We start from the raw sequence: 13,532 nt of genomic DNA, 5'->3' as shown, positions 1-13,532 counted from the left end.
AAACATCGGCGGAACCGCGTAGATTTGCCGCGCCGCAATGCGGACCTACGACCAACCCGCTCGCGCATTCACGCGTTCTGACCGACGATCTCGCGTCGGCGTCATCGGATAGTCGACTCATTCCAACCCGAGGAGACCACATGACCATCCACACCAAGACCGTCCACACCAGCCGCTTCAACGGCCTCGGCAATGAACGAGTTGACGACACGCCGGCGACGGTCGTGACACTGGACCGGGAAGCCGCGCGAGCCGCGATCAGCACGGCAGCCGCGCGGTTCACCGCGCTGCTGCAGGAGACCGACGACATCGAGCGCCCGGCGGCCGGCACCGACTGGACGGTCGCCGAAACCGCGGCCCATGTGTCCGTCGTGCTCACCGGGTTCAGCACGGCGATCACCGGGGAGCCGCAAGCGCTGACCCCGGAGCAGTACCTCGATGCAGACTTCCCGACTCGGCTGGCAGCCACCAATGCCGCCACCATTGCCATGGTCGACCACACCGACGCGGGATATCTCGCGGAGTTGATCACCGCTGGGACGCGAAGGTTCCTGGAACTCTTGGCGGCGGCCGACCCGCAGGTGCAATGCGAGACGCCGTGGTACGGCCCCGGTCGGATGCGCACCCTGGACTGTCTGACCGCCCTGGCACTCGGGGAATTGACCGTGCACGGGCACGACATCGCGACTGGGACGGGCCGGCCATGGCCGATCCCCGCCGAGCACGCGAAGCTCATCGTGGGCACGGTGTGCCCCGAGATGTCGCCGTTGGTGGTGCGGCCCGAGGCGGCACGCGGTGCGCCGGTGACATACGAGGTCCGGTTGCGCGGTAACGGCCCGCGCTACGTCATCCGGGTCGCGGACGGCGCGGCGGAGGTGCGGGCCGTCGGCGGACCGGTCGATTGTGTGATCTCCGCGGACCCGGTGACGTACCTACTGGTCGTCTACGGGCGGATGCGGCTCGGCCGAGCGCTGATGCGGGGCGGGATGCTGGCGCGCGGCCCCCGCCCGTGGCTCGGGTTACGTTTCAAGAACCTGTTCTTCAATCCGTGACGCCGTGATACGCGCTGACGTTCCGACCTGAGTAGAACACGTTGACCGTCGACACGCAGTTCCCATCCGGGCGTCTCAATCATTGAGTTGAGCGCAAACGCCGACTCCCCGACGAAAACCCCCTTCCAGACGCACTGAGGACCACGACCAAAGCCCTCCGGCCCCCTCAGCGCCTCGCCGCCGCCATAGTCTCCTGCAGGCCGCACCCGTTCACTTGGCGGCTTCGGCATTCTGCAAGGTCTAGCGTGGGCGCAATGGGTTTGTTCAGCCATGAGGAGTTCCGCGACCCGGACGAGGGCGTTGCTGGCGGCGCTAGTGGTGGGGCCGTTGAGAGGGCTCGCGGCGCTGATGTTGACGAATTCGGGTCAGATCATCCCGTGGTCGTTGGTCCGGGGTCACCGCCCGAGGATGGTTCTTGCGGTCAGTTCGCCGTGCAGTTTCACGTGTCGACGTCGATGCTGCTCGGGTTGAAACGTATTGCTGATATGCGCGGGGTCGGCGTGCCGGAGGTGTGCCGGCAGGTTATCGGTGTGTTTGTCGCTCAGCAGGAGGGCGAATTGAGTGCGTTGCTCGCTGCTGAGGCCGAAGTGGCGGACTACCGGCCGAGTTTGGGTGACGCATAGGCGCACCCTGCTGGGGTGGATCACGCGGACAGTGTCGTCGGCCGCCACTCAGATCGGCGTGGGTCCGAAACGCCCGGCACGCAGCTTCCGCGGGAGTGGTCCAATCCCCGGGCGCTGACCAGCGGCCGGCCACCAGTGCTACCGCTGGCTCGATAGGCGGAATCTCATTCAAATGTCCAATTGGACATCAAATGGACATTTCATTTGAAACTGGAGCAGTTGTCGAGACGCAGTGAAGATCGACAGGACTCGCCTGGGTACTTTGACAAGACTTCGGCGTGTCGCGGAGGCTTGTTAATCTACGTTGCAAACGCCTCGCTCCATGCGTCCGATAACGCTCTGCCGGCAGCGACGCACTACTACCTCACCCCGCCCCGAATCAAGGGCGCAGGGCCGCACTAGGTGTGTAGCTTTTCGTCACTATGACAGCCGACGTTAACGCGCCACCGTTTCATCGGAGTGCTGCACGGCTGTAACGGAGCGCGAGGAGTAAACATACCCGCGACTGTGGAGCGATGGCCTAAGGCCGCCGCCCGCAGCCATGGTGTCACCCTGATCGTCCGACGGGGGGGCAGGTTGCACTAGCTGCCCGCCGAGGCTCGCGGCCACATATCTAGGAGGCGTAACCGGCAGCCGCAGCGCTTACAGGGACTCAGCGGCAAGCGCCGCGGCCAACAGGATGAGGCAGCAGCCCGCGCCGCGATCGACCCAACGCAGAGTGCTGCTAGAGGGTCCCTTGACTCGCAATACGGAGCCCACGGCGGCATAGATACTACCCACGACGGCCTCCACGACCAGATAGGCCACACCTAGAGCGGCCATCTGGACGTGGCTGTTTGTGTCCGTGGCGACGAATTGCGGAAACAGTGCAGCAAAGAGCAACACTGCCTTGGGGTTCGTTGTTGCGGTCACGAATTCGTCAAAGGGTATCCGGCGGCGGTCTGCACGTAACCGTGCCGCTGTCTCAAGGTCAGCGGGTTCCGACGGTAGTGGCTGAGCGCGGATCGCGGCTACGCCGATGAAGAGGAGATAGAGAACCCCGACCCACTTGAAGACCACCAACGTCACCGGCGACGTTGCGAACACCTCCGCGAGCCCGATGACGACTAGGGCGATGAGCATGGCAAGCCCGGCGAGTCGAGCGACGATGCCTACACCCGCCCAGGCAAACCCGAATCGGATCGCGTTGCGCAAACCTAACAACTGGTTGGCCCCAGGTGTCGCCGAGACCAGTGCGGCCACCACAAGGAACGCGGCCCAGTTGACCACGTGGAGCGAGTGCATCGCCGCTCGGTCCTTTCGTCAGTTCTAAACTCCGGCAATCAGCCGGTGCCCATGCGGTGGCGCGTTCCACCATCGAACTCGGCCGGGACCGACTACCGGCGTTCCGTTCCTCCCCCTTGTCCCGCCGTGAGCGCGACAGACGTCCGGCATTTCACTTTCCGGGTAACCAAGGAGCGACCGACCTTTAAGGCTGCGATAACCGAAGTCGAGGCCAAAATAATTGGCGTTCGGCTAGTTCCGGTTGCTTGGGCGGAATTGCCGACCGCACGCAAGCGGTGTCTGGGTAGGTGCGGACCCTCCATTTCGGTACGAGGATCTTGACCGAATTGACAAGCGGCACCCTCGAATCGCATTGACCCAGGTAGATTTCAGGGCCCATACACACGACGGTGGGCAGCGACTTTCCGTTGGCTACGGCCAGCGGAGCCTGGCCAATGGTCGTTGCCGCGAATACTGCTCTCGCCGACATCGTGAGGATGACGGTGCGCTGCATGCGGCTCATCTGGCCGGAACGAGTGACAGGCTGACGACGACGCGGCGCCGGCGTCCGAGGTCGGTGTCGCTGGTCGCCGCCGCGTGTTGGCGCTACCGTTTCCCCTGCCGAGCGGACGGCAATCTTCACCTGCCCGCCCCCGGGAGGCACCGCGGCGGCTCTAACTACATGAAGCTCTTCAGTATCGTCGTACTCGGCAAAACGCAAAGTACGGGCCATCGGTGAACTCCAATGGATGACGGAGAGAACAAATTTCAGGATCGTCGGCCGCACCAGCGCGCTCCTAACTCTCGACCGAAGGCGAATCTGAACCTGCATTGGTCACCCCCACAAGACGCAGTGCACTACTCGGTGCCGCGGCATCTGCCCAGCGGTCGGGCTAGACATTCTTTTGGTTGCCGGGCGCCGGAGTCGACGGCCGACCCGATTCGGCCGCGACCACCATGAACACGGCCACGGCGTCTCTCCCCCGGGGTCGCAGGTATGCCCGTGCGTGACGTCGACGACATCATCGACGACCACGTCGCGGCTTCAGACAAACATCTTGCGATCAGCGGTGGTTCACCCGCGTGCGGTCCCGTCGGGCAGGTCAGGTGGGCGACCCGCATGTGAGCGCCTTCCGCGCGGATCACCCGACGACGGTGATGCCCAGAACGAAGTCGGTTTGCTCCAGCCCGTGGGTCTTGAGATTGAGTTCCAGCAGGCCGGCGTACTCCAGGGCCCGCGCCATTGACAGCGGACCGGCATCCAGCGGGCGCAGTCCCAGGCTCGCGGCGAACGCCGACACCTCGGCCTTCGCCTGGGCGTCGTCGCCAGCTAGGAACACGTTCAGCGGTCGATCCGCATCTGGGGGGGTTGCAAGAATCTCGGCGAATAAGGTGTTGAATCCCTTGATGATTCGCGTGCTCGCGGGAGCGGCCTTGGCGGTCTCCTGGGCGCCGGAGCTGTCGCCGGGAGTGACGAGGCCTGAGAGATCCGGGGCAAAGGGGTTCGTGATGTCGACGAGGATCTTGCCCGCCAGTGCCTCGCTGAACTCGCCGACCGCCGCCGCGGCGCTTGCGTACGGAACGGCAAGCACGACGATGTCTCCAGCCGGGGGCTCGCCGATCGTCCCGAGGGTGGCACCGCCTAGCCTGCTGGCCAGCTCGTGCGCCTTGGCCTCATCGCGACCGATGATCTCGACGGTGTTGCCGCCACCGAGGGCGCGACCGGCCAGAGCGCTGGCCATGCGGCCCACGCCGATGATGCTGATGCTACTCACTGAATGTCTCCTGCTGTTCTCGCTCGATGTGTGTGCCGCGGATTGGACCGGCTGAACCCGACACCTTCCACCATCAGGTTCGCAGCGCACGGGCCGCCTTCGCGTCGGTAGAAGTCCCTTACGTGGCAATGGCTTCCATTTCCCGAGACGGCGCGGATTCAGACTTTCATGTCAGACCACACCGTCTGCTGGAATGGGTCGCGGCCCAGACGGTACGAATCCGCATACCTCTTCGTCTCAGACGGGACGACGCCCCGGGGCGGGGCAACGGGATTGGCAGCCAATCCCGAAGCCCGACCGAGGCTCGGCCGTCGCGGCGCGCGTTGGTGGATGTTCACGTAGGTTGTCGCTCACTCCTGAAAGGTGCTCTGCGAGGGCAGTTTGCGTTCCGCCTCAGGTCAGGGTGGCGGCAGCTCCCTGAGTTGTCGGCGCGAGGTGATGCCGAGTTTGCGGAAAATGTTTCGCAGGTGGGTTTCGATCGTGCGCGGGCTCAGGAACAGTTGCGCACCGACCTCACGGGAGGTCGCTCCGGTCGCGACGAGTCGTGCGATGGTCAGTTCTTGGGCGGTGAGCGCGTCGGTGGGTTGGGCGGTCCGTTTGCGGGGATGCTCGCCAGTGGCGCGTAGCTCGCGGGCGGCGCGTGCGGCGAAGGGCTCTGCGCCCATTTTGGTCAGGAGTGCGTGAGCGGTGCGGAGTTGTTCGCGGGCGTCGTGGCGGCGGCCTTCGCGGCGTAGCCACTCGCCGTAGACGAGGTGGGTGCGGGCGAGGTAGATGCCCATACGGCATTTTCGTAGCCGCTCGATCGCTTCGCGGTAGTGCTTGTCGGCTTCCGCTCCGGTGCTGGTCAGCGCTCGGGAGTGCGCCGCAACCCCGAGCGCCCATTGGGTACCGCTGGCGCGGGTTCTGGTGTCGAGTTCTTCCATTGCGCGAGAGGCGGATTCTGGATCGCCCGCGCGGGAGGCCGCCTCGACCAGCTCGTACAGCGCATGCCCCTTGGTCGACGGTTCGTAGGTGTCACATGCTTGAATCGCGGCCTGCTGCGCCGCCGGATAATTGCCCCGGCCGTTGTGGAGCACCGCCGTGGCGAGGATGGACGTTGTGGCTTCGATGCCGCGCGCGCGTTCTGTCGCCTCGCCGTCACGGGTGTCTTGCCGATCGGTGGCTTCGGAATCAATCCCGCACCACCCATCCAGGTACGTTCGGGTGTAGCTCAGAGGCATTGCGCCCGACGCTTGTGTTATGGCAGCAGCTTCGTCTGTCAACTCGGCGGCAAGAGCGAGCTCACCGGTGTAGACCCGCGCGAACGCCGACACGATGAGCGCTGCCGGCAGCGTGGCGAGGGCGCCGGCGTCGCGAGCTTGTCTCACGTAGCGATCGGCCAACGTGATGGCCAGTTCGTCCTCGAAGAGCGCTATTGCGGTCCGTGTGGCCAGCCACAGCCAGTTGCCGGCGTCGCCGGCCTGAACGGTCTCGACGGGGAAGACGTGTTCACGGAACGCCTCCAGTGCCCGCCTGAGTGCGGGCGCACCGGCTTCGAATCCATCCGTGTGGACGGCTACCAACCCGCCGAGCAGCAAATCCGCCGGCCCGAGCGGCGTCGGTGCGGCACGGACCGCTTCGGCGATTTCCGCCAGATGGGGTTCGAGGCCCAAACTTCCGGTGATGGTCGCCGCGTCGAAGGCCTGCAGGTAGGTTTCGCGAGCAAGTGAGGGATCCAGGGGCGCCAACATTCGAGCGGCGCCAAGCAACATCCCAGGCACCTGATTGCCTTGGGTCAGGTGGAATGTGATTTGGGCGCGGAGCAGTTCCCGGCGGGCGCGTTGCAGCGCATCGAGTTGGGCGGCGTGCACGTTGTCCAGCAGTGCGAGGGCGGTCTCTGGAGCACCGGCGCAGTGTTGGGCGTTGGCGGCATCCAGTGCGCGTCTCGCCCGGTGAGCGGGCTCCGGTGTCAGCTCGGTCGCGCGCCGAAGAAACGCCGCGGCGGCAGCGAACCCGCCGCGGGCCAACGCGCGGTCTGCCGAACGCTCCAGGTCTGCGGCGGCTTCTTCGTCGGTGCCCCGTACCGATTGCCCGCGGTGCCAGGCGCGGCGATCCGGGTCGGTTTGTGGGTCGGTGGCGCAAGCCAGGGCGTGGTGGGCTCGACGGTGCTCTGCTGCCGTGGCGGCACGGTAGACCGCCGAACGCACCAGCGGATGGCGAAATCGGACGCGGGTGTCGATTTCGAGCAGTCCTGCAGTTTCCGCGGGCTCGGCTGCATCGTGGTCTATCCCCAGATAGTCGGCCGCACGCCAGAGCAGGGCGGCGTCACCGGTCGGCTCGGAAGCAGCCACCAGCATCAGCTGTTGCGTCTGCGCCGGGAGGTTGCTCGAGCGCCGCTGGAAGTTGTCCTCGATGCGGCGCGGGACGCTCATGACGTTGGGGAGTTCGAACCCTCCAGCCAACTGCAGGCTGCTGGGCAGCTCTAGCAGCGCCAACGGGTTACCGCGCGCCTCGGCGATGATGCGGTCGCGGACCCCCCGATCAAGCGGCGCGCGCGGTGCGGTGGTGGTCAGCAACGCCCGGGCGTCGGCGTACCCCAGCCCGTCCAGGCGTACCTCGGGTAACCCAGTCAATCGGTCCCCGCCGCTTTCGCAGGGGTCGCGCACCGCGAACATCAGCACCAACCGATCAGCCGCCACTCGCCGCGCCACGAACGCAAGAACCTGCGCGGACGCCTGATCCAGCCACTGTGCGTCATCGACGAGGCACAGCATCGGCCCCGCCTCTGTGAGGAGATTGAGGACGGCGAGCCCGACCAGGAATTGGTCTGGCGTGGCGCCGGCCTGCAGGCCCAGCGCGACACCGAGGGCGGTCTTCTGCGGCTCAGGAAGCGTCTCTGCGCCCTCCAGTAGCGGCGCGCACAACTGGTGCAAGCCAGCGAAGGCGAACTGCGTCTCGGACTCCACGCCGACTGAGGACTCCACCCGCATCGCCATGGAGATCGCGGTGTCGCGGGCGTGCTTTAACAGCGCAGACTTTCCGATGCCCGCTTCCCCGCGCACGACGAGCACCCCGCTGCGCCCCTCTGATGCCTCGGCTAGGAGTTGGCCGATCGTTTCGCATTCTGCGTGTCGACCGAGCAGGCCCAGACCTTTCTTCTCAGCCCGGGCTCGGGCGAATCCGTCTTCCTCCCGTAGTGGTGGCTGTGCCGACAGCTTCACCTCAAGCAGCCAGGGTGCGGCGTGTTGATCGGGTGGAAACGCTTCGTCTGGATCGATCGGCTCGACGGACACAGCTGGCTTCTTTCCCGAGGTGGCGCCTGCCCGTGCTGAACGGTGTGATCCAAGCCCTGGTCGGGAGCGCCGCGCCGACCACCAAAACGATAGGCAAGGGTAAGCCTGACGTCAATACGGACCGCACCGTATCCAATCCGCTTCGAAGCGCACCTGCGGTGGCTACGATCTCCTCATGCCTGCGGTCCGCAACGAACAATCGCGTCGCGCCATCCTCGACGCGTCCATGTCGATGATCGGCGAAGTTGGCTACGACACGATCTCGATCGAAGCGATCGCCAGGCAAGCAGGCGTCAGCAAGCAGACCATCTACCGCTGGTGGCCATCCAAGGGTGCGGTGATACTCGAAGCCGCGACCGAAATCCTCAGCACTGCCGTCACGCTTCCCGACACCGGCGACATCGTCGCCGACATCCGAACCCAGCTCACAGCGATCCTGGAGTTGATCAACACCACCGGCTTCGGACCGGCATATAGATGTCTGATCGCCGCCGGCCAGTCCGACCCCGATCTCCTACGCGCCCTCTTCGATCAGATCATCGCACCGAATATCGACGACTTCCGCGCCCGCACAACCCTGGCGCGGCAGCGCGGTGAGATGCGCGCCGACGCCAATTGGCAGACCATGCGTGACCTGCTGTACGGGGTCGTCGAGTACCGGCTATTTCATGCGATGCCGCTCGAACCGGAATATATCGACGGCGTTCTGGAGATCGTGTTCCAGGGACTGCGTTAACAGAGGATCCCCTCGACGACCGGCCACCTAGTCCGGTCAGCTGTCGTGGATCATTCCGCCCGATACCGCGTCGTATACCCCCCTCAGGCGTCGCGACGGTGGCCGCCGGGAACGACGTAAGGGATTTTCACCGACGCGAAGCTGACATCAACGATGCGAACCTGATGGCACGGAGAAGCCGGTCTTACCGACTGATCCGCAGCACAGACGCATCCAGCGAGACCCCGCACACAAACGGAAGTCAACGACTGTGGATGAGATTCCAGCAGGACTAACGGCATTCTTGACGGCTCTGCAAGCACGCGACGCCATAAGCGCCGCGGCCCAACTCGCCGATTACGTGATCCTCGAGAGCCCAATCGACGCGGAGCCCATCGTCGGCCGCGAACAGGTCGCGAACGCGGTCTCTCAGATCCTCGATGTCGCAGACGAGTACACGGTCACCCAAATCATCTCAGGAGATGGCCTTTTCGCGGTCGTGACGAATATCAGATGCGGTACCGCGGAGATCGACGGCATCGATCTGATCGGCATCAATTCCGGAGGCAGGGTGGCCTCACTGTCGATGCATCTGCGGCCGATGCGAGCCATCGTCGCCCTTCACAACCGCCTTGCACCTGCCACCGGAACGCCGGTGCTCACACTTACCGAAGAGCACTAGGAGATCCCGTCATGGTCACCCTCGACCCCGACACCATGGGGCACGCCGGTTCGGTTCCGGACGAGACCGACGCCGAACTGACAGCGCCGTTCGAACGTGACGTGATCCCGCTTCTGGACACGCTTTTCCGGGGGGCATGCGGATGACTCGACAGCCGATCCCTGCTGCGCGTCCTGTTGGCTTCCCTCGCAGTACTCCCGAACGCACCGACAGGCGGGGTAGCTGCGACAAGGCGACCCCTATGAGCAGAAAGGGCACACGCGTCATGGAGAGGCCATCGCCTTCCAATTCAGTTGCCACGCAGTCAAACACGCGTCTGCCGCTCTACGCGATGGCCGTCGGCGCGGCGGTCGCGGCGCTGGTCAGCAACCCTAACCCGGGACAGGCTTACGGGGCGCCCGTAGCGGCGTCCATCGCCGACTGCGCCGATGTCGAGGTCGTCTTTGCTCGCGGCACGTTCGAGAGCCCCGGCGTGGGCAAGGTCGGTGAGCCCTTCATCGAAGCCTTGAGCCAACGACTACCCGGGCGCATCATTGGCGTCTATGCCGTCAACTACCCGGCGTCCTTGCAATTCGATCGCGCCGTCGACGGCATCGTGGATGCCAGTAACCATCTGCGCGACCTGAAGGACAGGTGCCCCACCACCGAGATCGTCGTTGGCGGCTATTCCCAGGGTGCTGCCGTCAGCGGGTACGTCACCAGCGAGACCGTTCCCCCCGGATACGCCTTGACCGCTCTGTCTCCCGACGTCGCCGACAGCATCGCCGCGGTGGTCCTGTTTGGTAAACCCTCACCGGGAATTTTGAGACTGCTGCAACAAGACGCGCCCCCCATCGAGATTGGCCCCGCCTTCGTCGCCAAGACTATCGACCTGTGCGCGCCGCGGGATCCGGTCTGCGAATCGGGCGGCCTCGATTCTGCCGCCCACAGTGCGTACGGCGTCAACGGGATGGCCGGGCAAGCCGCTGATTTCGTCGTCGACCACCTACGCAGCCGCTGAGCGGAACCCGGCACAGCCGCCGCCTTCGTCTCCGAACCCCGCCCATTTTCGTCAACTGACAGGAATAGACCATGCCCGCCATCACTGCCGACACCCTCACCTTGCCTCGCGTCCCTGTCCCCGATCCGTCCACCGACACGCAACGTCCGGTCCGGTCAGTCACCACCGCACCGGCCGGATTCTAGGGCGACGGGTTCCCCGTGCGGCGCGCCTTCGCCGGTGTGCCGCAGGACGACTTGGACCCGTTCATCCACATGGACCAGATGGGCGAGATCGACTGGGCTGCAGGTGAGCCCAAAGGCACTCCGTGGCATCCCCATCGAGGGTTCGAGACCGTCACCTACATCATCGATGGCGCGTTCGAGCACACCGACTCCCACGGCGGCGGCGGCACGATCACCAACGGTGACACCCAGTGGATGACCGCCGGCAGCGGAATACTCCACATCGAGAAGCCTCCGGAGCGCGGTCGCGCGACCATCGATCTGCGGGACACCTCGGTGGCACAGTTCCACCAGGCAGTGCTCGATACTCTCGGCGGCCAGAAGATTGGTGCGCGAATCTCTGTCGGCCATCAGGTTCGCAGCACGAACGCCACCTTCGCGTCGGTGAGAGTCCCTTACTTGCTTTAGCGGTGACTCTTAGTTCGTGTGGCCCAGACGTGTTCACCGACGCCACACCCACCCCGGCACAGTCGCGCCTGCCTATTTGAGGTGATGCACCTGCGTCACCTCGGCCCCCCGGGTGCACCGGGGCGCGCCTCGACGGATTCTGGGGCATGGATCTGCGCCCAGGCGTGAGCCTTCTGCAAATCGCGTTGCAAGGAGTGCAATTTCAGAGGCTGCCCTTGGCGAGCGGACCAGGCGGTCTGATCAGTCCTGGTGCGCAGATCCAATGATGCGCCGCGACGGCGGCAGCCGCTGACCATCTAAGGGACTTTCACCGACGCGAAGGCCGCGTCGGCGCTGCGAACCTGATGACTGCCTCAAGTCAGGCAGGGCATGCCTCGCAGCCGGTCCTCCAAACATCGGTACCAAACCCACTTGGAAGGGAATCTTCGTGACAAGCCAAGCTATCCGCGATCCGAAATTCGACCACCTGCTCACACCGCAGAATTCGGCCTTCGTCCTCATCGACTACCAGCCCATCCAAGTCAGCTCCATCCGTTCGATCCCGCAGGACGAACTGGTGTTCAACATCGTTGGCTGCGCCAAGGCGGCCGTGAATTACGGACTGCCAATCGTTCATTCCACCGTCAATATCCAGACCGGTCGGAACAAGCCGCCGATCCAGCCGCTCCTGGACGTCCTCGGCGACTATCCCACCTATGACCGCACCTCGATAAACAGTTGGGAAGACGCGGAATTCAAGCAGGCTGTCGAAGCCACCGGCCGCAGGAAGCTGATCATGACCGCGCTTTGGACGGAGGCATGTCTGACCTTTCCTGCCCTCGACGCAATCGATCAAGGCTATGAGGTCTACGTACCCGTCGATGCGGTGGGCGGCACCTCACTCGCGGCGCATGAGGCGGCGCTCCGCCGTATCGAACAGGCGGGCGCCAAGTTGATCAGCCGAGTGCAGATGTATTGCGAACTCCAGCGTGACTGGAATCGCGACGAAACGCTGACTGGTTTCATGGGTGTGTTCGACAGTTATGACGGGTTCAACCCGGAGAAGAACTTCAAGGGGTAAGCAATCCTGCGTCGCGAAAACTACCGGCCTTTAGATCAGCCCAGCTCCTAGCTAGTTATTCGAAGGGAATCTCAGGTGACTGAATTGTTCATTGTCGTCGGCCTTGAAGCCAAGGAAGGCAAAGAGGACGAGCTGCGGCGAGACCTAGGTGCACTCGTCGCGCCCTCGCGTGAGGAGGAGGGCAATCTGGACTACGACTTGTACGAGGACATCGGCGAGCCAGGCAAATTCGTATTCGTGGAGCACTGGTCAAGCGAAGAGCTACGTAACAAGCATCACACCCAAGGGCCACACATCCAGCGATTCCACGCGAACGGTGTAGCAAACGTCGAAAGAACCGTTTTTGCGCACTTACTTCGCAAAGTAGTCTGACTGTCTGAAAGCTCGTCGGTAGCCTGTCGTTTGCTAACTCGGCTTGCGCAGCTGTCGACGACCGCGCTGCCGGGACGTCATCAGTATCTACGATCTGCTGACAGCGCAGAAGCTCCCCGCATTGCGTGCCAGCCGACTACTTCACGCGAGCCAATGAGAGCCTCGGTTTGAACCTGCCACTGATCTCACATTTTTAGGATGCAAGAGTGGAACTACAAAACAGGACAGTCCTGGTGACCGGTGCCAACCGAGGATTAGGGGCGGAGTTTGTCCGCCAGTTGATCGAGCGCGGCGCCGCCAAGGTCTACGCCGCAACGCGACGACCGGAAACCATTGCCGCAGGCAACGCACGCATCGTGCCGACCTACCTCGACATCACCAACGACGCGACCGTAGTCGACGTCGCCGCCACTGCCACCGACGTCGACGTGGTGATCAATAACGCTGGCGTCGCCACCATGCAAAACCTCGTCACGGGTGACCTCGATGCCATCCGCCTCGAACTCGACACCCATTTCTGGGGCACACTGTCGATGACACGCGCCTTCACGCCAGTTTTGGCGCGCAATGGCGGTGGCGCCATCCTCAACGTCCTGTCGATCGGATCCTTCCAAGTGTTCCCCGGCAACGGCGCTTACGCCGCCGCCAAGGCCGCCCAGTGGCAGCTGACCAACAGCACTCGACTCGAGTTGGCAGGCCAAGGTACCCAAGTTCTCGGGTTGCACCTGTCAGCCACCGACACCGACATGCTGGACGGCGTCGACATGCCCAAGAACAACCCAGCCGACGTGATCCGCCAAGCCCTTGACGGCCTGGAGTCCGGGTTGGATGAAGTACTGGCCGACGCTGAAACCAGGGCAGTGAAAACGCTGCTGGCCCAGCCGCCAGGGGCCATGTACAGCGGGGGTTAGCAGTAGTGGCGCCACCCAGCTACACACCCCATGAACTCCTGCAGTGCAACTGCCTTCCGAGTCTCGTCTGGGGTAGGTAGGTCGCCGATTGCGCCAAGAACGCCCGCGAGCGTGTGATCCGCCGACATCGGCCCCAGAACGCCAATCGCGGTGTGCAGCAGCTTTCACGCCAAAC

The 13,532-nt window shown here is 64.2% G+C and carries 11 protein-coding genes and 2 pseudogenes; 10 read left to right on the top strand and 3 right to left on the bottom strand.

All coding sequences use genetic code 11. The features are described 5' to 3' along the window. Nucleotides 1-140: 140 nt before the first annotated feature. Both AC3A6P_RS05930 and AC3A6P_RS05925 read left to right on the top strand, forming a co-directional pair. Complete coding sequence (locus AC3A6P_RS05930) at nucleotides 141-1,052, top strand: maleylpyruvate isomerase N-terminal domain-containing protein (RefSeq protein WP_487689530.1); 912 nt, start codon at nucleotides 141-143, stop codon at nucleotides 1,050-1,052. A 254-nt stretch (nucleotides 1,053-1,306) separates the two neighbouring features. Continuing rightward, on the top strand, nucleotides 1,307-1,675 hold the full coding sequence (locus AC3A6P_RS05925) for a hypothetical protein (RefSeq protein WP_487689528.1): 369 nt from the start codon (nucleotides 1,307-1,309) through the stop codon (nucleotides 1,673-1,675). A gap of 642 nt (nucleotides 1,676-2,317) precedes the next feature. On the opposite strand, the gene AC3A6P_RS05920 is transcribed toward AC3A6P_RS05925, so the two are convergent. From AC3A6P_RS05920 to AC3A6P_RS05910, 3 genes are all read right to left on the bottom strand, one after another. Further along, nucleotides 2,318-2,959, bottom strand: coding sequence for a LysE family translocator (locus AC3A6P_RS05920; protein WP_487689524.1), 642 nt, complete (start codon nucleotides 2,957-2,959; stop codon nucleotides 2,318-2,320). A 1,121-nt stretch (nucleotides 2,960-4,080) separates the two neighbouring features. Further along, nucleotides 4,081-4,713 (bottom strand): NADPH-dependent F420 reductase, encoded by a 633-nt coding sequence (locus AC3A6P_RS05915; RefSeq protein ID WP_487689522.1) that lies wholly within the window; start codon nucleotides 4,711-4,713, stop codon nucleotides 4,081-4,083. Nucleotides 4,714-5,111: 398 nt separating this feature from the next. After that, nucleotides 5,112-7,985, bottom strand: a complete 2,874-nt coding sequence (locus AC3A6P_RS05910) for an ATP-binding protein (protein ID WP_487689519.1) — start codon at nucleotides 7,983-7,985, stop codon at nucleotides 5,112-5,114. A 175-nt stretch (nucleotides 7,986-8,160) separates the two neighbouring features. On the opposite strand from AC3A6P_RS05910, the gene AC3A6P_RS05905 reads away from it, so the two are divergent. From AC3A6P_RS05905 to AC3A6P_RS05870, 8 genes and pseudogenes are all read left to right on the top strand, one after another. Next, a complete protein-coding gene (locus tag AC3A6P_RS05905; protein WP_487689516.1) occupies nucleotides 8,161-8,721 on the top strand; it encodes a TetR/AcrR family transcriptional regulator in 561 nt (186 codons plus the stop codon). Between the two features lie 250 nt (nucleotides 8,722-8,971). Further along, complete coding sequence (locus tag AC3A6P_RS05900; protein ID WP_487689514.1) at nucleotides 8,972-9,382, top strand: nuclear transport factor 2 family protein; 411 nt, start codon at nucleotides 8,972-8,974, stop codon at nucleotides 9,380-9,382. Between the two features lie 11 nt (nucleotides 9,383-9,393). Continuing rightward, nucleotides 9,394-9,548 (top strand): annotated as a pseudogene (locus AC3A6P_RS05895) (RNA polymerase subunit sigma); the annotation flags it as partial. 165 nt (nucleotides 9,549-9,713) lie between these two features. After that, nucleotides 9,714-10,382: a cutinase family protein gene (locus AC3A6P_RS05890; RefSeq protein WP_487690576.1), complete on the top strand. Its 669-nt coding sequence runs from the start codon at nucleotides 9,714-9,716 to the stop codon at nucleotides 10,380-10,382. 71 nt (nucleotides 10,383-10,453) lie between these two features. Beyond that, nucleotides 10,454-10,846 (top strand): annotated as a pseudogene (locus tag AC3A6P_RS05885) (pirin family protein); the annotation flags it as partial. A gap of 595 nt (nucleotides 10,847-11,441) precedes the next feature. Continuing rightward, entirely contained in the window at nucleotides 11,442-12,074 is a 633-nt protein-coding gene (locus tag AC3A6P_RS05880) for a hydrolase (RefSeq protein WP_487689511.1), read from the top strand. Nucleotides 12,075-12,149: 75 nt separating this feature from the next. After that, nucleotides 12,150-12,446: a putative quinol monooxygenase gene (locus tag AC3A6P_RS05875; protein WP_487689508.1), complete on the top strand. Its 297-nt coding sequence runs from the start codon at nucleotides 12,150-12,152 to the stop codon at nucleotides 12,444-12,446. A gap of 206 nt (nucleotides 12,447-12,652) precedes the next feature. Further along, nucleotides 12,653-13,357 (top strand): SDR family oxidoreductase, encoded by a 705-nt coding sequence (locus AC3A6P_RS05870; protein ID WP_487689505.1) that lies wholly within the window; start codon nucleotides 12,653-12,655, stop codon nucleotides 13,355-13,357. Nucleotides 13,358-13,532 lie beyond the last annotated feature (175 nt).

Source organism: Mycobacterium sp. Soil_C_30 (assembly GCF_057656995.1).
This window is presented reverse-complemented; position numbering and strand designations above follow the sequence as displayed.

What these genes read in the sequence shown, in the direction of transcription:
- AC3A6P_RS05925 (WP_487689528.1), top strand. Translation starts at nt 1,307, where the DNA reads ATGGGTTTGTTCAGCCATGAGGAGTTCCGCGACCCGGACGAGGGCGTT.
- AC3A6P_RS05905 (WP_487689516.1), top strand. Translation starts at nt 8,161, where the DNA reads ATGCCTGCGGTCCGCAACGAACAATCGCGTCGCGCCATCCTCGACGCG.
- AC3A6P_RS05890 (WP_487690576.1), top strand. Translation starts at nt 9,714, where the DNA reads ATGGCCGTCGGCGCGGCGGTCGCGGCGCTGGTCAGCAACCCTAACCCG.
- AC3A6P_RS05930 (WP_487689530.1), top strand. Translation starts at nt 141, where the DNA reads ATGACCATCCACACCAAGACCGTCCACACCAGCCGCTTCAACGGCCTC.
- AC3A6P_RS05920 (WP_487689524.1), bottom strand. Translation starts at nt 2,959, where the DNA reads ATGCACTCGCTCCACGTGGTCAACTGGGCCGCGTTCCTTGTGGTGGCC.